The sequence below is a fragment of the Streptomyces sp. NPDC000151 genome (assembly GCF_040301705.1).
Taxonomy (GTDB): domain Bacteria; phylum Actinomycetota; class Actinomycetes; order Streptomycetales; family Streptomycetaceae; genus Streptomyces.
Genome location: NZ_JBEPFC010000017.1, coordinates 43376 through 60799, shown reverse-complemented (window position 1 = coordinate 60799; position 17424 = coordinate 43376). Strand labels below are relative to the sequence as shown.

The following is a 17424-nucleotide window of genomic DNA, read 5'->3' as shown; positions in this document are numbered from 1 at the left end:
GTGCCCATTGTCGCGCGTACGCGCCGAAGTCCCACACGCGTTCCCGTCGTCCCGGCGTCGTCCCTGCGGCACGGAGTTGTCCACAGGCCACAGAGAGGTATTGACGCCACCGGTGACTGAAATTACTTTTCAGAGGTGAGCACCAGACTGAAGGAAACTTTCAGCGGCGCGGGTTCCGCCGCCCCGACCACGTCCGGCGCGACCTCCAGCGCGGCCTCCGGCGCCGCCCGGCGGCCGCAGCCGGAGCGGACCCCGCCCGCGCCCGCGGCCCTGGCCGCGAAGGTGCGGACGCTGGCGCCGTCCATGACCCGCTCCATGCAGCGGGTCGCGGAGACCGTCGCCGGCGACCCGGCGGGCTGCGCCGCGCTCACCGTCACCGCCCTCGCGGAGCGCACGGGCACCAGCGAGGCCACCGTCGTCCGCACCTCCCGCCTGCTCGGTTACCCGGGCTACCGCGACCTGCGGCTGGCGCTCGCCGCCCTCGCGGCCCAGCAGGCCGCGGGCCGCGCGCCCGCCGTCACGGCGGACATAGCGGTCGACGACTCGCTCACGGACGTGGTCACCAAGCTCGCGCAAGAAGAGCAGCAGTGCCTCGCCGACACCGCGGCCGCGCTGGACACCACCCAGCTGGAGGCGGCCGTGGGCGCGCTCGCCGGCGCCCGCAGGATCGATGTGTACGGCATCGGCGCCTCCAGCCTCGTCGGCCAGGACCTGGCCCAGAAGCTGCTGCGCATCGGCCTGATCGCGCACGCCCACTCCGACCCGCACCTCGCGGTGACCAACGCCGTGCAGATGCGGACCGGCGACGTCGCCGTCGCGATCACCCACTCCGGACGCACCACGGACGTCATAGAGCCGCTGCGGGTCGCCTTCGACCGCGGCGCGACGACCATCGCGGTCACCGGCCGCCCGGACGGCGAGATCGCCGCGTACGCCGATCACATACTGACCACGTCCACGGCCCGCGAGAGCGAGCTGCGCCCGGCGGCCATGTCCTCGCGCACGAGCCAGCTGCTCGTCGTCGACTGCCTCTTCGTCGGCGTCGCCCAGCGGACGTACGAAACGGCGGCGCCCGCCCTCTCCGCTTCGTACGAGGCCCTGGCGCACCGCCACTCCCCCCGCACCCGCTGACCGCCGCGCGCCCCGCCGCGAGGCGGCACCGCCCCACCCGCTGACCGCCGCGAGGCGGCACCCCCCCGCCGCGAGGCGGCACCCCCACCCGCAGCCGTACTCGGAGAGCCCCCACGCCATGACTTCCACCGCTGACCACACCGCCCTGCGGGCCCAGCTGGACACCCTCACCACCGAGGCGTTCCGGCCGGAGCTCGCCGAGATCGACCGGCTGACCACCCTGGAGATCGCCCGCACGATGAACGGCGAGGACGCCACCGTCCCCACCGCGGTCGCGGAGCAGCTGCCGCGGATCGCCGCCGCCATCGACGGCATCGCCGCCCGCATGGCCCGCGGCGGCCGGCTGATCTACGCCGGGGCCGGCACGGCCGGGCGGCTCGGCATCCTGGACGCCAGCGAGTGCCCGCCCACCTTCAACACCGACCCCGAAGAGGTGATCGGGCTGATCGCGGGCGGCCCGCCCGCGATGATCACCGCCGTGGAGGGCGCCGAGGACAGCAAGGACCTGGCCGCCGCCGAGCTGGACGCGCTCGGCCTGACCGCCGAGGACACGGTGGTCGGCATCTCCGCCTCGGGCCGCACGCCGTACGCCATCGGCGCCGTCGAGCACGCCCGCGCCCAGGGCGCGCTGACCGTCGGCCTGTCGTGCAACGCCGGCTCCGCGCTCGCGGCCGCCGCCGACCACGGCATCGAGGTCGTCGTCGGCCCCGAGCTGCTGACCGGCTCGACCCGCCTGAAGGCCGGCACGGCCCAGAAGCTGGTCCTCAACATGCTCTCGACCATCACGATGATCCGGCTGGGCAAGACCTACGGAAACCTGATGGTCGACGTCCGCGCGTCCAACGACAAGCTCCGGGCCCGTTCGCGGCGCATCGTCGCGCTCGCCACGGGCGCGTCCGACACGGAGATCGAGGAAGCCCTCGCCGCCACCGACGGCGAGGTGAAGAACGCCATCCTGACCATTCTCGGCTCCGTGGACGGACCCACCGCGGCCCGCCTGCTCGCCGACTCCCGCGGCCACCTGCGCGCCGCCCTCCAAGCCGCCGCCCAGGAAAGCTGACCACCCGGCGCCCTCCTCCCCCGGGGAGGCGCCGCTGCCCCGCGCCCCCGCGGCGCATCCTCCGACAGAACAGCGCCTCGCACATGACCTCTGCATCTCCCCAGGGGAACTCCGGCTCCCCGGACAAGAACCGCGCCACCGCCGCCGCGCTCCTGCCCCTCGTGGGCGGCGCTGCCAACCTCACCTCCATCGCCCACTGCATGACCCGGCTCCGCCTCGGCATCAAGGACCGTTCGCTGGTCCAGGACGACGCGCTCAAGGCGCTGCCGGCCGTCATGGGGGTGGTCGAGGACGACACGTACCAGATCGTGCTCGGGCCCGGCACGGTCGCCCGCGTCACGCCCGTCTTCGAAGAGCTGGTCGAGGAGGAGCGGGCGGCCGGCGCGGACGGGCCGTCGCCCGCCCCGGCCGCCGGCCCGGACGGCGCGGCGCCCGGCTCCCCCGACTCCCCCACCACCGCCGACGAGCTGGCCGCTCAGGGCGCCGCCATCAAGGCACGCCGGAAGGCGGCGAACGCCACCCCCTTCAAGCTGTTCCTCCGCAGGATCGCGAACATCTTCGTCCCGCTGATCCCCGCCCTCATCGGCTGCGGCATCATCGCCGGCATCAACGGCCTGCTCACCAACCTCGGCTGGCTGCCCACGCTCGTCCCCGCGCTGGCCGCCATCGCCTCCGGCTTCATGGCCCTGATCGCGGTGTTCGTCGGCTTCAACACGGCGAAGGAGTTCGGCGGCACACCGATCCTCGGCGGCGCCGTCGCGGCGATCATCGTCTTCCCCGGCGTCGCGAACATCACCGCCTTCGGCCAGAAGCTCTCCCCCGGCCAGGGCGGCGTACTGGGCGCACTGGGCGCCGCGGTACTGGCCGTGTACATCGAGAGATGGTGCCGGAAGTGGGTGCCGGAGTCGCTGGACGTGCTCGTCACGCCGACCCTCACGGTCCTGTTCACCGGCCTGGTGACGATCTTCGGCCTGATGTACGCGGCGGGCGAGGTGTCCGCCGCGATCGGTACGGCCGCCAACTGGCTCCTCGCCCACGGCGGCGCGTTCGCCGGCTTCGTGCTCGGCGGCCTCTTCCTCCCGCTGGTGATGCTCGGCCTCCACCAGGCCCTCATCCCCATCCACACCACCCTCATCGAGCAGCAGGGCTACACCGTCCTGCTGCCGATCCTGGCGATGGCGGGCGCGGGCCAGGTCGGCGCGGCGATCGCGGTCTACCTCCGGCTGCCGCGCAACGGCTCGATCCGTACGACCATCAAGTCGGCGCTCCCCGCCGGCTTCCTCGGCGTCGGCGAGCCGCTGATCTACGGCGTCTCGCTCCCGCTCGGCCGGCCGTTCATCACCGCCTGCGTCGGCGGCGCGTTCGGCGGCGCCTTCGTCGGCCTGTTCAACCAGCTCGGCACGGCCGTCGGCTCCACCGCCATCGGCCCCTCCGGCTGGGCGCTCTTCCCCCTCCTCAAGGGCAACCACGACCTGGGCGCCACGGCCCTCATCTACGCCGTCGGCCTGCTCGCGGGCTATGTCGTCGGCTTCCTGGCCACGTACTTCTTCGGCTTCAGCAAGCAGCTGCTCGCCGACCTGAACACGGGCGCCGAGGAGGCGCAGGCCCCGCCCCCGGGTGAGGGCCGGCCGGGCACCCACGGCCCGGCCAAGGAGCCGGCGTCCGTCTGAGCCGGCGTCCGTCCGACCGACCGCCGAAAACGCCCGAGGGCGGCACCCCCGCGATGGGGGTGCCGCCCTTGGTCCGTACAGCGCTGAACAGCTGATCCGTTCCCGGAAGGGGTGGATCAGAAGTCCATGTCACCGCCCGGCATGCCGCCCGGGGCGCCGCCGGCGGCGGCCTTCTCCGGCTTGTCGGCGATGACGGCCTCGGTGGTGAGGAAGAGCGCCGCGATGGAGGCGGCGTTCTGCAGCGCGGAGCGGGTGACCTTGGCGGGGTCGATGATGCCCTCGGCGATCATGTCGACGTACTCGCCGGTCGCGGCGTTCAGACCGTGGCCGACGGCCAGGTTGCGCACCTTCTCCACCACGACGCCGCCCTCGAGGCCGCCGTTGACGGAGATCTGCTTCAGCGGGGCCTCCAGGGCCAGCTTCACAGCGGCGGCACCGGTGGCCTCGTCACCCTCGAGCTCGAGCTTCTCGAAGACCGAGGAAGCCTGCAGCAGGGCGACGCCACCGCCGGCGACGATGCCCTCCTCGACGGCCGCCTTCGCGTTGCGAACGGCGTCCTCGATGCGGTGCTTGCGCTCCTTGAGCTCGACCTCGGTCGCGGCACCGGCCTTGATGACCGCAACACCGCCGGCGAGCTTCGCCAGGCGCTCCTGCAGCTTCTCGCGGTCGTAGTCGCTGTCCGAGTTCTCGATCTCGGCGCGGATCTGGTTGACGCGGCCCTGAACCTGCTCGCTGTCACCGGCACCGTCGACGATGGTGGTCTCGTCCTTGGTGATGACGACCTTGCGGGCGCGGCCCAGGAGGTCCAGACCGGCGTTCTCGAGCTTGAGGCCGACCTCCTCGGAGATGACGGTGCCACCGGTGAGGATGGCGATGTCGCCGAGCATGGCCTTGCGGCGGTCACCGAAGCCCGGGGCCTTCACGGCGACGGACTTGAAGGTGCCACGGATCTTGTTGACGACCAGGGTCGACAGGGCCTCGCCCTCGACGTCCTCCGCGATGATCAGCAGCGGCTTGCCCGACTGCATGACCTTCTCCAGCAGCGGAAGGAGGTCCTTCACGTTGGAGATCTTGGAGTTGACGATCAGGATGTACGGGTCGTCGAGCGACGCCTCCATACGCTCCATGTCGGTGGCGAAGTACGCCGAGATGTAGCCCTTGTCGAAGCGCATACCCTCGGTGAGCTCGAGCTCCAGACCGAAGGTCTGGGACTCCTCGACGGTGATGACGCCTTCCTTGCCGACCTTGTCCATGGCCTCGGCGATGAGCTCGCCGATCTGGGTGTCGGCGGCGGAGATGGAGGCGGTGGAGGCGATCTGCTCCTTGGTCTCCACGTCCTTCGCCTGCTCCAGCAGAGCGGCGGAGACGGCCTCGACGGCGCGCTCGATGCCGCGCTTCAGAGCCATCGGGTTGGCGCCGGCCGCGACGTTGCGCAGGCCTTCGCGGACCAGGGCCTGGGCCAGGACGGTCGCGGTCGTCGTGCCGTCACCGGCGACGTCGTCCGTCTTCTTCGCGACCTCCTTGACCAGCTCGGCGCCGATCTTCTCGTACGGGTCCTCGAGCTCGATCTCCTTGGCGATGGAGACACCATCGTTGGTGATCGTGGGGGCGCCCCACTTCTTCTCAAGGACGACGTTGCGGCCCTTGGGGCCAAGGGTGACCTTGACGGCGTCGGCGAGCTGGTTCATCCCGCGCTCGAGACCGCGCCGTGCCTCCTCGTCGAACGCGATGATCTTGGCCATGTGAAGTGGTCCTCCCGGACAGGGGTGGATTGCTCCGGACCGCGCCCGCGCCCGCGACGGACGGTCTGCGTGCCGTGTGGTTCCTTGCCCCACCCGGCCTGCGGACCTCGCTGACCCGATCCAAGTTCTGTCACTCTCACTGGGAGAGTGCTAAGCCCAATGATTAGCACTCGACCCCTCCGAGTGCAAGCTTGGGAACAGAGAAGCGCCTCCGCACCCGCGCACAACGAGAGGCCCGTGCCCCCCTCAGGGGACACGGGCCTCCGTACGCTGCAGTCGGTCGGCGCTTCAGCCGGCCACGCGAACCATGTCCGCCTGCGGCCCCTTTCTGGCCCTGCGAGATCTCGAACTCGACCCGCTGACCTTCCTCAAGGGTGCGGTAACCGTCCATCTGGATCGCGCTGTAGTGGACGAAAACATCCGCACCACCGTCGACCGCGATGAAGCCGTACCCCTTCTCCGCGTTGAACCACTTGACGGTGCCCTGAGCCATTCCTAACTCCCCTATTGCTGGCCCTTGCGCAGGACCGCACTCCGCGGACCCGGGTCAGACCTCACCCCCAAGGAGGGTGTGCGCCGGAACGCGTCGACCGCCGCTGAATGTATCTGCACCGATGCCCAGCGCAACAGGTCAATCGGACGAGAATTCTGCCCACGACCATTCGCCGATTTACGGCGAAGTCTCAATAATTCTGGGCAAGCCGGGCCGGGCATAGCTCATCAACACGACAAAATGCGCACACAGTTTGGGCACATCTTGTCGCGTTCTCATATGCGTCAGGCACGCGCGCGAAGAGGATTCACCTCAACTGTATCGCCTTTAACGACATGGAATCGCCCCGTCCGCTTTCGCTGCGGACGGGGCGATTCCAGGAGTCGTATGCCGTCACCCACGAGACGGTGCACAGGGGGCGCACACGGGGCGCACAAAGGGGCGTGCGCCGGGCGACGAGAGGCTTTTCAGCAGCCGCCGGCCACCGCGGGGATGATCGAAACGCCGGCGCCGTCCGGAGTCGGCGTCTCCAGCCCCTGCTCGAAGCGCACGTCGTCGTCGTTGACGTAGACGTTCACGAAGCGGCGCAGCTTGCCGGTGTCGTCCAGGACGCGGGCCGCGATGCCGGTGTGGTTCTTCTCCAGGTCCGCGATGACCTCGGAGAGGTTCGCGCCCTCGGCGGAGACCTCGGCCTTGCCGTCGGTGTAGGTGCGGAGAATGGTGGGGATGCGGACGCTCACGCTCATGGGGTTCTTCTACCTTCCAGGTTCCGGGAAAACGAGTACAAAGGCTCCGCGGCGCGGCGGAGCGGGGAGGCGGCGCGGGCCCGCCGACGGGCCCGCCGGAACCCCACTACTTGTCGAGGCCGGCCTCGCGGAACGCGTCCAGGCTCGGGCGGATGGTCGCGGTCGGGCCGGTGGTCGGCGCCACGGCGTCCAGCGTCTTGAGCCCGTCGCCGGTGTTGAGGACGACGAGGGACTTCGCCGGGTCGATCTGCCCGTTCTCGATGAGCTTCTTGGTGACGCCGACGGTCACGCCGCCCGCGGTCTCCGCGAAGATGCCCTCCGTGCGGGCCAGCAGCTTGATCGCGTCCACGACCTGCTCGTCATTGACGTCCTCCACCGCGCCGCCGGTGCGGCGGGCGATGTCGAGCACGTACGGGCCGTCCGCCGGGTTGCCGATCGCCAGCGACTTGGCGATGGTGTTCGGCTTCTGCGGGCGTACGACGTCGTGGCCGGCCTTGAAGGCCGTCGAGACCGGCGAGCAGCCCTCGGCCTGGGCACCGAAGATCTTGTACGGCTTGTCCTCGACCAGGCCCAGCGCGATGAGCTCCTTCAGACCCTTGTCGATCTTCGTGAGCTGCGAGCCCGAGGCGATCGGGATGACCAGCTGGTCCGGGAGCTCCCAGCCGAGCTGCTCGCAGATCTCGTACGCGAGCGTCTTGGAGCCCTCGCCGTAGTACGGGCGGAGGTTGACGTTCACGAAGCCCCAGCCCTCGCCCAGCGGGTCGCCGATGAGCTCGGAGCAGAAGCGGTTGACGTCGTCGTAGTTGCCCTCGATGCCGACCAGGTCGCCACCGTAGACCGCGGCCATGACGACCTTGCCGGCCTCCAGGTCGTGCGGGATGAACACGCAGGAGCGGAAGCCCGCCCGGCGCGCCGCGGCGCCGACCGCGCCGGCCAGGTTGCCCGTGGAGGAGCAGGACAGGGTGGTGAAGCCGAAGGCGCGGGCCGCCTCGACGGCGATCGCCACGACGCGGTCCTTGAAGGAGTGCGTCGGGTTGCCCGAGTCGTCCTTCACGTACAGCCCGCCGGTGACGCCGAGCTCGGCGGCGAGGCGGTCGGCCTTGACCAGCTTGGTGAAGCCCGGGTTGAGGTTGGGCTTGTCGGCCACGTCGGCGGGGACGGGCAGCAGCGGCGCGTACCGCCAGATGTTGTTCGGACCGGCCTCGATCTGCTTCCTCAGGCCCTCGGGGTCGCCGCTCGGCAGGTCGTAGGCCACTTCGAGCGGCCCGAAACATTCCTGGCACGCGAAGATCGGACCGAGCGGGAAGCGCGTACCGCACTCGCGGCAGGACAGCGCGGCGGCGGGACCGAGGGTGACGGCGGAAGTGGTGCTTTCGGAAGCTTGCACAGCCATGGAGGCGAGGCCCTTTCTCCTCATCTTCCTCACGACGCACTTCGCCGTGAGACGGATTTGGCACCTTCCCTAGCCGGGAGCCTCGCGCGGCGGACATCAGCGTCCTGGCGGCAAGACCGGCTGGAGGGTTGCCGGGGCTTCAACGGGCCGTATCCCTCTGCCCCTCTGGATGAGCGGTATGGCCTGTGTACGAAACACAGGCGTTTGTTCAGCGGTGACCCCGGCATGCGGTGGTCATCCGCGTTGTTCAAGACTGTAACCGAAGGGGTGGACGGTTGAGATAGCCGTCCGAACCGCGAGATGGCTCACACCGCGTAGCAAGATGGCTCACGCGCGTAGCAGAAGGAGACGGATTCGTGCTGGAAGAGGTGGAGCGCTGGCTGGCCGGCCGCTCATGGTCAGCCGCCGACCGATCGCTCGACCAGCTGCTGGCAGCGAAGAGCCGTACGGGGCAGACGGTCAGCGTAGTGCTGCCGGCGCTCGACGAGGAAGCCACGGTCGGCACGATCGTGGAGATCATCCGCCGCGACCTGATGTCCGCCGCGGTGCCGCTGGTCGACGAGCTGGTCGTGGTGGACTCCGGCTCCACCGACCGCACGGCCGAGGTCGCGGCCGCCGCGGGCGCCCGGGTCGTGCACCGCGACGCGATCCTGCCCCGGCTGGCGACGGTGCCCGGCAAGGGCGAGGTGCTGTGGCGCTCGCTGCTGGCCACCAGCGGCGACATCGTCTGCTTCGTCGACGCCGACCTGCGCGAGTTCTCCGCCGACTTCGTGTCCGGGATCGTCGGGCCGCTGCTGACCGAGCCGCGGGTGCAGTTCGTGAAGGCGATGTACGACCGGCCGCTGGGCGAGGGCGCCGGCGGCCCCAAGGGGGGCCAGGGAGGACGGGTCACCGAGCTGGTGGCCCGCCCGCTGCTCAATCTGCACTGGCCGCAGCTGGCCGGTTTCGTCCAGCCGCTGGGCGGCGAGTACGCGGCCCGCCGTTCGCTGCTGGAGCGGCTGCCCTTCCCCGTCGGGTACGGCGTCGAACTGGGCCTGCTGGTCGACGCGCTGCACACGGTCGGCCTGGACGCGCTGGCGCAGGTCGACGTGGGCGTGCGCAAGCACCGGCACCAGGACGGGCAGGCGCTCGGCCGGATGGCAGCGGCCATCTACCGCACCGCCCAGCTGCGGCTGGCACGCGGGCACCTCGTACGGCCCCGGCTCACCCAGTTCGACCGCGGTGCGGAGGGCGGCTTCGTCCCGCGGACGACCGACGTGGACACCGAGGAGCGGCCGCCGATGCGCGACATACCGGAGTACGCGGAACGGCGCGCGGCATGAGGGGACGCGGCGCCCGACGTGCGGCTGCGCCCTCGATGCGCTCCCGGCCGTACGTTTGAGCGGATCTGTGGCGGGTTAGGTCATCGGCATGGTCTCCTCCAGCTCAGGTGCCCAGGTTCTCGTCGCGTCCAACCGCGGTCCGGTCTCCTACGCCTTGGGCGAGGACGGCACGCTGACGTCCAAACGCGGCGGCGGCGGGCTGGTCTCCGGCCTGTCGGCCATCGGCCCGGACGCCGGGGCCGTGTGGGTCTGCGCCGCGCTCGGCGACGGCGACCGGGAGGCGGCGCGCCGGGCCGCCGCCGACGGCGACGGACTGCTGGACCCCGGCGACACCGGCGGGCAGTCCGTCCGGATGCTGGACATCGCGCCCGAGGTCTTCGCGGACGCGTACAACGGCGTCGCCAACTCCGTGCTGTGGTTCATCCACCACCTGCTGTACCAGACGCCGCTGGAGCCGGCGTTCGACGCGGACTTCCGCGGCCAGTGGGCGTCGTACGAGGCGTACAACGCCGCCTTCGCGGACGCGCTCGCCGCGGCCGCCGCGCCCGGCGCCGCCGTCCTCGTGCAGGACTACCACCTCACGCTGGTCCCGGGGCTGCTCCGCGAGCGCCGCCCCGACCTGCGCATCGGCCACTTCTCGCACACCCCTTGGGCGCCGCCGGACTACTTCCGGCTGCTGCCGGACGACGTGGCGGCCGAGGTGCTGCGCGGCATCCTGGGCGGCGACCGGGCGGCGTTCCTGACCCACCGCTGGGCCGCGGCGTTCGCGGAGTGCTGCGCCGCGGTGCTGGGCGCCGAGGTCGCCCGGGACGGGGAGGCGGGCCTGCGCGTCACGTACGAGGGCCGGACCACCCGGCTCGGGGTGCACGGCCTGGGCGCCGACGCGGACTTCCTGCGCGAGCGCTCCCGGCAGCCGGACGTCGACGAGCGGTTGGCGGACCTGCGCGAGCAGATCGGTACCGGGGAGGACGGCGCGCCGCGGAAGACGGTCGTGCGGGTGGACCGCACGGAGCTGTCGAAGAACATCGTGCGCGGCCTCCAGGCGTACCGGCGGCTGCTGACCGACCGCCCCGAGTGGCGCGGCCGGGTGGTGCACATAGCGTTCGCCTATCCCTCGCGGCAGGACCTGGCGGTGTACCGGCAGTACACCGAGGAGGTGGGGCGGCTGGCGGAGGAGATCAACCACGAGTTCGGCACGGACGGCTGGCTGCCGGTCGTGCTGCACGTCAAGGACGACTTCGCGCGCTCCCTGGCCGCCTACCGGCTCGCCGACGTCGCGCTGGTCAACCCCATCCGCGACGGCATGAACCTCGTCGCGAAGGAGGTGCCGGTGGTGTCCGAGGCGGGCTGCGCGCTGGTCCTCTCCCGGGAGGCCGGGGCCTGCGCGGAGCTGTCGGAGGACGCGCTGGTGATCAATCCGTACGACATCGGGGGCACGGCGGAGGCGCTGCACGCGGGGCTGACGATGCCGCGGGACGAGCGCGCGGAGCGCACGAAGCGGCTGGCGGCGGCGGCGACGGCGCTGCCGCCGGCGCAGTGGTTCCTGGACCAGCTGCGGGACCTGCGGGGCTGAAGCCGGGCGGTTCCGGGCTGCCCCGGGCGGTCCGTTGCCGGCTGGCCCGCCGTTGTGGTTGCTCGCGCAGTTCCCCGCGCCCCTGGGGCTGCGCCCCTGCGGGGCGCGCCCTCAGGCGTGCGTCGCCAGCGCCTCCGCCAGCCCCGTCAGCAGTTTCACGACCCCGGGTGGGCCCGGTACGACCAGGTCGGCGTGGGCCGCCAGTTCCTCGGCGCCCTCGCCCACCGTTGCCGAGCTGCACACCAGTACTCCGGGCAGGCCCTCGGCGCGCAGCGCGTCGACGGCGGCGTAGGCGGCCAGGTCCCCGAGGTCGTCGCCCGCGTAGAGGACCGCGCCGGCGCCCACCTCGCGGACGTACGACGTGAGCGCGACGCCCTTGTCGACGCCGGGCGGGCGCAGCTCCAGGACGAAGCGGCCGGGCTCGACGATCAGGCCGTGCCGCTCGGCGAGCGCGGCCAGCGGCGCGCGCAGCGCCTCGAAGGTGCCCTGCGGGTCGGCGGTGCGGCGGGTGTGCACGGCGACGGCCCGGCCACCCTTGGTCTCGATCGCGGTGTCGACCGGCCCGCCCTGCCAGGCTCCGGAGCCCTCCAGGAGGCCGGGCAGCTCGGCGGTCGCGGCGGCGACCCCCGGCGGCGGCGCGGGCGCCTCGATCCGGCCGGTGGCGGCCTCCCAGCGCTCCGCGCCGTAGTGCCCGAGGACGACGAGGTGGTCCAGGCCGGCCACGTCCGCGAAGCCGCCGAGCCGGACGGCCGTCTGCGCCGGGCGGCCGGTGATCACCACGACGGAGCGCAGCAGCGGGGCGAGGCGGGTGAGCGCCCGGACGACGCCGGGGTGGGCGCGGGCCTGCTCGGGGTCGGGGACGATGCCGGCGAGGGTGCCGTCGAAGTCGAGCGCGACGACGGCGTCGGCGGGCCGGGCGAGAAAGCCGGCCAGGCCCGCACGGCCCGCTTCGGTCTTCGGCTGCGCGAGGGGGTTCTCGGGGCTGCCCATGGGGCCGAGCCTATCGGTGGGGCGGGGCATACGGGGGGCGCATACCGCGATCCGTGGGCCGTCAGCGGCGGGCCCGGCGCTCCTCCCGCACCCGCCGCAGCCGGTTCACCGTCACGGGGTCGTGGGCGAGCGCGCGCGGGTCGTCCAGGAGGGCGTTGAGCAGCTGGTAGTAGCGGGTCGGCGAGATGCCGAGCCGCTCGCGTATCGCGCGCTCCTTGGCGCCGGGCCCCGCCCAGGAGCGGCGCTCCACGGCGAGCACGGCCTCGTCGCGCGCTGACAGCCGCTCGGACGGCGATTCGGGGACCACACGACCACGATAGCCCGGCGGTACGACATCCCTACTGATCACCCGGCCGGGCGGCCGCGGGGGCGGCCCGACGGGCGTCACTGCGTCGCGTTGTCCGCCTCATTGGCGGTGTTCTGGATGTCGGTGAGCACCGCCGCGGGGTCGCCGTTCTTCCCGACCGCGCCGCCCATATTGGCCTTGATGGTCTTGCTGACCAGCGGCCAGGAGGTCTTGTCGGCGGGGTAGAACTCCGCTTCCGGCAGCTGCTTCAGGAAGCCGTGCAGCTTCTTGTACTTGTCGTCCACGAGCATCTTCTGGGAGGCGGAGACGGTGACGGGCAGCAGGCCGTAGTCGCCGGAGAACCGCATGACGTTGTCCTGGTTGTAGACGAAGTCGAGGAACTGGCCGATCTGGGCGCGGTGTCCGTGCTGCTTGAAGCCCATCATCCAGTCGGCGACGCCCATGGTGGACTTGGCCGGGCCGGTGATGCCGGGGAGCGCGACGGTGCCGTAGTCGATGCCCTTGGCCTTGGCCTGCTGCATCAGCGTGGGGTGGCCGTTGAGCATGCCGGCCTGGCCGCTCGCGAAGGCGTTGAAGCCGTCCTGCCGGTTGAGCTTCGCGGGGTCGGTGCCGGTCAGGCCCGGGGCGACGAGGTTGTCCTTGACCCACTTGAACGTGCGGACGTTCTGCCGCGAGTCGATCGTGTACTTGCCGATGGAGTCGGTGTAGCCGCCGCCCCCGCTCAGCATCCAGATCATGGTCTCGGCCTGGGTCTCCTCGGGGCCGAGCGGCAGCGCGAAGGGGATCTTCACGCCCGCGGCCTTCAGGAGCTGCGCGTCCTGCTTGATGTCGGACCAGGTCTTGGGCGGGCTCGCGATGCCGGCCTGCGCGAAGAGCTTCTTGTTGTAGAAGAGGCGGCGCGTGCTGGCCCCGAAGGGCATGCCGTACTGGACGCGGTGGTACTCCCCCGCGTCCGCGAGGCCGGGCGTGAAGTCCGCCTGGGTGCTGATGGAGAGCAGGTCGTCGGCGCTGTAGAGCTTGCCCTCGGCGGCGTAGTCGGCGTAGGCGCCGATCTGGGCCATGTCGGGGGCGTTGCCGGCCTTGACCCGCTTCTCGACCTCCTTGTCGACGTCCTTCCAGCTGTAGACGTCGACGTCGACCTTGATGTGCGGGTGCTTGGCCTCGAAGGCCTCGACCACGTCGTGCCAGTAGTGCTTGCTGGAGTTGGCGGAGCTGTCGCCGTAGTCGGCGGCGACCAGCTTCAGGGTGACGTCGTCGTCGCCGACGGGGCCGCCGGAGCAGGAGGCCAGCGCCAGTGTCATGGCCGTCGCGATACCCGCCGCCGCCAGGCTCTTGTAGCGTCGCTGTACTGCCATTGCTGCCCTGTTCCGCCCTTTGAGTCCAGATGTGCACTACGTTCCGGGACGCGCCGCGGCGGTGGGGATCACCCCCCGACGGGCGCTGAGCTGCGAGTCTGCCCCGCACACCGTCACAAGGTCTACACCAAACCAGGTATCCATTTCGCATCAGCGAACCGGAATGCGAGCCTCCTCCATAGCGCCACCCGGCCGTCCCGCGCCCGCGACGCGCCGACGACCGGCCGGCGGCACGCCCGCGGCCCGCCGCCCAACTCCCCGTACACAGCGCGTGAACCGGCCTTCCGCCCCGGCGCCCGGGCACCGACACCGCAGTGGACTAGACCTCTCGGGGCGTCTCGCGGGAGACTGTGCCGCGTGAGACATGTCATCGCGCTCGATGTGGGCGGCACCGGGATCAAGGCCGCACTCGTCGGTACGGAGTCGTCGTCCTCCGACGGCACGCCGGTCCGGCCCCCCGTCCTGCTGCACGAGGCACGCCGCGCCACCGGACGCGAGCGCGGCCCCGAGGCGGTGGTCGAGACGATCCTCGACTTCGCCGCCGAGCTGCGCGACCTGGGTGCGCGGCGGTACGGCGTCCCCGCGGCGGCGGCCGGCGTCGCCGTCCCCGGCATCATCGACGAGGCCGCCGGCACCGCTGTGTACGCCGCCAACCTCGGCTGGCGGGACGTCCCGCTGCGCGCCCTGCTCTCGGAGCGGCTCAGCGGCGTCCCCGTGGCGCTCGGCCACGACGTGCGCACCGGCGGGCTCGCCGAGGGCCGGATCGGCGCCGGCAAGGGCGCTGACCGGTTCGTCTTCCTGCCGCTGGGCACCGGCATCGCGGCCGCCATCGGCATCGGCGGCCGGATCGAAGCCGGGGCGCACGGCAGCGCGGGCGAGATCGGGCACATCGTCGTACGCCCCCAGGGCGCGCCGTGCCGCTGCGGGCAGCGCGGCTGCCTGGAGACGCTGGCCTCCGCGGCCGCCGTCGGCCGGGCCTGGGCCGCCGCCTGCGGTGACCCGGACGCCACGGCGGCGGACGCCGCCAAAGCGGTCGAGTCCGGCGACCCGCGGGCCGCGGCCGTGTGGCAGGAGGCCGTCGACGCGCTGGCGGACGGCCTGGTCACCTGCCTCACGCTGCTCGATCCGCGGGTCCTGATCATCGGCGGCGGGCTCGCCGAGGCGGGCGACACGCTGTTCGCGCCTCTGCGGGAGGCGGTCCGGCGGCGGGTTACGTTCCAGCCGCTCCCCCCGATCGTTCCGGCGGCGCTCGGGGACGCCGCCGGCTGCCTGGGCGCAGGACTGCTGGCCTGGGATCTTCTCTCCACGGAGGTAACTGCCTGATGGCGGACCGAACCATCCTCAGCGGCGCCCGGGTGGCGCTGCCCGCGGGCGTCGTCGACGGCCTCACCCTCACGGTCGACGGGCACCGGCTCGCCGTGGGCCCCGCGGCCGGCGGCACCGCCGTCGACCTGTCCGGGCATCTGATCGTCCCCGGCTTCGTGGACATGCACGTACACGGCGGAGGCGGCGGCTCCTTCTCCTCCGCCGACCCCGAGGAGTGCCTGAAGGTCGCCGACACCCACCGCCGCCGCGGCACCACCTCCATGGCCGCCTCCACCGTCACCGGCGACCTGGCCGACCTGGCCCGGCAGGCGGCCGTGCTGTCCGAGCTGGTCGAGCAGGGCGAGCTGGCCGGCATCCACTTCGAGGGCCCGTTCCTCTCGGCGCACCGCTGCGGCGCCCACCAGCCCGAACTGCTGCGCGACCCGGACCCATCGGCCGTACGCAAGCTGGTCGACGCGGCCCGCGGCACGGCGAAGATGATGACGCTCGCGCCCGAGCTGCCCGGCGGCCTGGACTCCGTACGCCTGCTGGCCGACTCCGGCGTCATCGCGGCCATCGGCCACACCGACTCCACGTACGACGCGACGCGCGCGGCCATCGACGCGGGCGCCACCGTCGCCACGCACCTCTTCAACGCCATGCCGGGCCTGAACCACCGCGACCCGGGCCCGATCGCCGCGCTCCTGGAGGACGAACGGATCACCGTCGAGCTGATCAACGACGGCACCCATCTGCACCCGTCCGTACTGGAGCTGGCGTTCCGTCACGCGGGCGCCGAACGCGTCGCGTTCATCACCGACGCGATGGGCGCGGCCGGCATGAACGACGGCATGTACCCGCTCGGCCCCATGGAGGTCGAGGTCAAGGACGGTGTCGCGCGCATCCACGGCGGCCCCACGGCCGGCTCGATCGCGGGCTCCACGCTCACCCTGGACCGCGCGTTCAAGCGGGCCGTCACGATCGACGGGCTCGGCATCGAAGCGGCCGTACAGGCCCTGTCCGCCAACCCCGCCCGGCTGCTGGGCATCGACGACCGGACCGGCTCCATCGAGCCCGGCAAGGACGCCGACCTGGTCGTACTGGACGCGTCGTACGACCTGGTGGGCGTCATGCGCAGGGGCGAGTGGGTGGTACGCCCACCGCAGGCGGGGTAAGGAAACAGGTGCGGACGGTCCGGGCGGCACCCCGCCCGGACCAGGGCGCGTCTGCCGGCGGGCCGGTCCGAAAGACACGCACTGGGCCGATTGGTCCGCATCCGCGGCCCGGGCGGCACCCGCGCCCTGTGCCAACTGCCGTCAGCGATGGCATGATCGCTCGCGCACTCGTCCGTAACCGGCCGCTCACCACGGCCGTCCGACCACTGCGCGGGAGGGGGAACCATGATCCTCACGGTCACGCTGAACGCCGCACTCGACATCACCTACCGGGTACCGCGGCTCCGCCCGCGCGGCACCAACCGGGTGACCGAGGTGTCCGAACGCCCCGGCGGCAAGGGCCTGAACGTCGCCCGGGTGCTCGCCGCCCTGGGCCATGACACCGTCGCCACCGGATTCGCCGGCGGCGGCACCGGCGACGCGCTGCGCGCCATGCTCGCCCAGGAGACCGGCGTCACCGACGCGCTGGTACCGATCGGCAGCGCCACCCGGCGCACCGTCGCCGTCGTGGACACCGCGGGCGGCGACACCACTCAGCTCAACGAGCCGGGCCCCACCGTCTCCCCCGCCGAGTGGGACGCCTTCCTCACCACGTACCGCGAACTCCTCGACGACGCGCAGGCGGTGGCCCTGTGCGGCAGCCTGCCGCCCGGCGTGCCGGTGGACGTGTACGCCCGGCTCACCCGTACGGCCCGCGCGGCCGGCGTCCCCGTCCTCCTCGACACCAGCGGCGAGCCGCTGCGCCGCGGCCTCGCGGCGCGGCCCGACCTCGCCAAGCCCAACGCCGCCGAGCTGGCGTCGCTGACCGGGCACAACGAGCCGCTGCGGGCCGCCAGGGACGCGCGCCGCCGGGGCGCGCACACGGTCGCGGCCTCGCTCGGCGCGGACGGCATGCTCGCGGTGACCGCGGACGGCTCCTGGCAGGCCGCGCCGCCGCAGCGGATCGCGGGCAACCCCACGGGAGCGGGCGACTCGGCGGTGGCCGGACTGCTGTCCGGCCTGGTGGAAGGGCTGTCCTGGCCGGACCGGCTGGTCCGCGCGGTGGCCCTGTCGGCGGCGACGGTACGCGCCCAGACCGCGGGCGAATTCGACCGCGCGACGTACGGGGAACTGCTGGACCAGATCAAGGTCAGGGAGGGCCCGGCGGCCGCGTGAGCGGCCT

At 72.3% G+C, this 17424-nt stretch carries 14 protein-coding genes, 1 pseudogene and 1 riboswitch; of the genes and pseudogenes, 8 read left to right on the top strand and 7 right to left on the bottom strand.

Annotated features, from left to right (window positions below; genetic code table 11):
• The first annotated feature begins 270 nt into the window (after positions 1–270).
• The 3 genes from ABT381_RS08375 to ABT381_RS08365 all read left to right on the top strand — a co-directional run bounded on the left by ABT381_RS08375 (position 271) and on the right by ABT381_RS08365 (position 3861).
• Complete coding sequence (locus tag ABT381_RS08375) at positions 271–1131, top strand: MurR/RpiR family transcriptional regulator (RefSeq protein ID WP_351589708.1); 861 nt, start codon at positions 271–273, stop codon at positions 1129–1131.
• Between the two features lie 118 nt (positions 1132–1249).
• Positions 1250–2191, top strand: coding sequence for an N-acetylmuramic acid 6-phosphate etherase (gene murQ, locus ABT381_RS08370; protein ID WP_351589635.1), 942 nt, complete (start codon positions 1250–1252; stop codon positions 2189–2191).
• Positions 2192–2274: 83 nt separating this feature from the next.
• Positions 2275–3861, top strand: coding sequence for a PTS transporter subunit EIIC (locus ABT381_RS08365; RefSeq protein ID WP_351589632.1), 1587 nt, complete (start codon positions 2275–2277; stop codon positions 3859–3861).
• A gap of 116 nt (positions 3862–3977) precedes the next feature.
• Here ABT381_RS08365 and groL read toward each other — a convergent pair whose 3' ends face one another.
• The 4 genes and pseudogenes from groL to thrC all read right to left on the bottom strand — a co-directional run bounded on the left by groL (position 3978) and on the right by thrC (position 8235).
• The gene (gene groL / locus ABT381_RS08360; protein ID WP_030254570.1) at positions 3978–5603 is read right to left on the bottom strand and encodes a chaperonin GroEL; all 1626 of its coding nucleotides are present in this window, start codon (positions 5601–5603) and stop codon (positions 3978–3980) included.
• 288 nt (positions 5604–5891) lie between these two features.
• Positions 5892–6096, bottom strand: a pseudogene (locus ABT381_RS08355) (cold-shock protein).
• Between the two features lie 467 nt (positions 6097–6563).
• The gene (locus tag ABT381_RS08350) at positions 6564–6842 is read right to left on the bottom strand and encodes a MoaD/ThiS family protein (protein ID WP_351589627.1); all 279 of its coding nucleotides are present in this window, start codon (positions 6840–6842) and stop codon (positions 6564–6566) included.
• Positions 6843–6948: 106 nt separating this feature from the next.
• Positions 6949–8235, bottom strand: coding sequence for a threonine synthase (thrC, locus tag ABT381_RS08345; RefSeq protein WP_351589624.1), 1287 nt, complete (start codon positions 8233–8235; stop codon positions 6949–6951).
• Between the two features lie 17 nt (positions 8236–8252).
• Positions 8253–8411: riboswitch (SAM riboswitch) on the bottom strand.
• A gap of 180 nt (positions 8412–8591) precedes the next feature.
• Between thrC and ABT381_RS08340 the strand changes: the two genes are divergently transcribed.
• Both ABT381_RS08340 and ABT381_RS08335 read left to right on the top strand, forming a co-directional pair.
• A complete protein-coding gene (locus tag ABT381_RS08340; protein WP_351589622.1) occupies positions 8592–9557 on the top strand; it encodes a glucosyl-3-phosphoglycerate synthase in 966 nt (321 codons plus the stop codon).
• 88 nt (positions 9558–9645) lie between these two features.
• On the top strand, positions 9646–11130 hold the full coding sequence (locus tag ABT381_RS08335) for an alpha,alpha-trehalose-phosphate synthase (UDP-forming) (RefSeq protein WP_351589620.1): 1485 nt from the start codon (positions 9646–9648) through the stop codon (positions 11128–11130).
• 111 nt (positions 11131–11241) lie between these two features.
• Here the strand turns inward: ABT381_RS08335 and otsB are convergent, their stop codons facing one another.
• The 3 genes from otsB to ABT381_RS08320 all read right to left on the bottom strand — a co-directional run bounded on the left by otsB (position 11242) and on the right by ABT381_RS08320 (position 13782).
• Positions 11242–12120, bottom strand: a complete 879-nt coding sequence (otsB, locus tag ABT381_RS08330) for a trehalose-phosphatase (RefSeq protein WP_351589618.1) — start codon at positions 12118–12120, stop codon at positions 11242–11244.
• A gap of 61 nt (positions 12121–12181) precedes the next feature.
• Entirely contained in the window at positions 12182–12427 is a 246-nt protein-coding gene (locus tag ABT381_RS08325) for a DUF3263 domain-containing protein (RefSeq protein WP_351589615.1), read from the bottom strand.
• Between the two features lie 77 nt (positions 12428–12504).
• On the bottom strand, positions 12505–13782 hold the full coding sequence (locus ABT381_RS08320; protein ID WP_351589612.1) for an extracellular solute-binding protein: 1278 nt from the start codon (positions 13780–13782) through the stop codon (positions 12505–12507).
• A gap of 357 nt (positions 13783–14139) precedes the next feature.
• On the opposite strand from ABT381_RS08320, the gene ABT381_RS08315 reads away from it, so the two are divergent.
• The 3 genes from ABT381_RS08315 to pfkB all read left to right on the top strand — a co-directional run bounded on the left by ABT381_RS08315 (position 14140) and on the right by pfkB (position 17417).
• Positions 14140–15105: an ROK family protein gene (locus ABT381_RS08315; protein ID WP_351589609.1), complete on the top strand. Its 966-nt coding sequence runs from the start codon at positions 14140–14142 to the stop codon at positions 15103–15105.
• Entirely contained in the window at positions 15105–16262 is a 1158-nt protein-coding gene (gene nagA / locus ABT381_RS08310; RefSeq protein WP_351589605.1) for an N-acetylglucosamine-6-phosphate deacetylase, read from the top strand. The genes ABT381_RS08315 and nagA overlap by 1 nt, the downstream gene beginning before the upstream one ends.
• Before the next feature lie 225 nt (positions 16263–16487).
• Complete coding sequence (gene pfkB / locus ABT381_RS08305) at positions 16488–17417, top strand: 1-phosphofructokinase (protein WP_351589600.1); 930 nt, start codon at positions 16488–16490, stop codon at positions 17415–17417.
• Positions 17418–17424 lie beyond the last annotated feature (7 nt).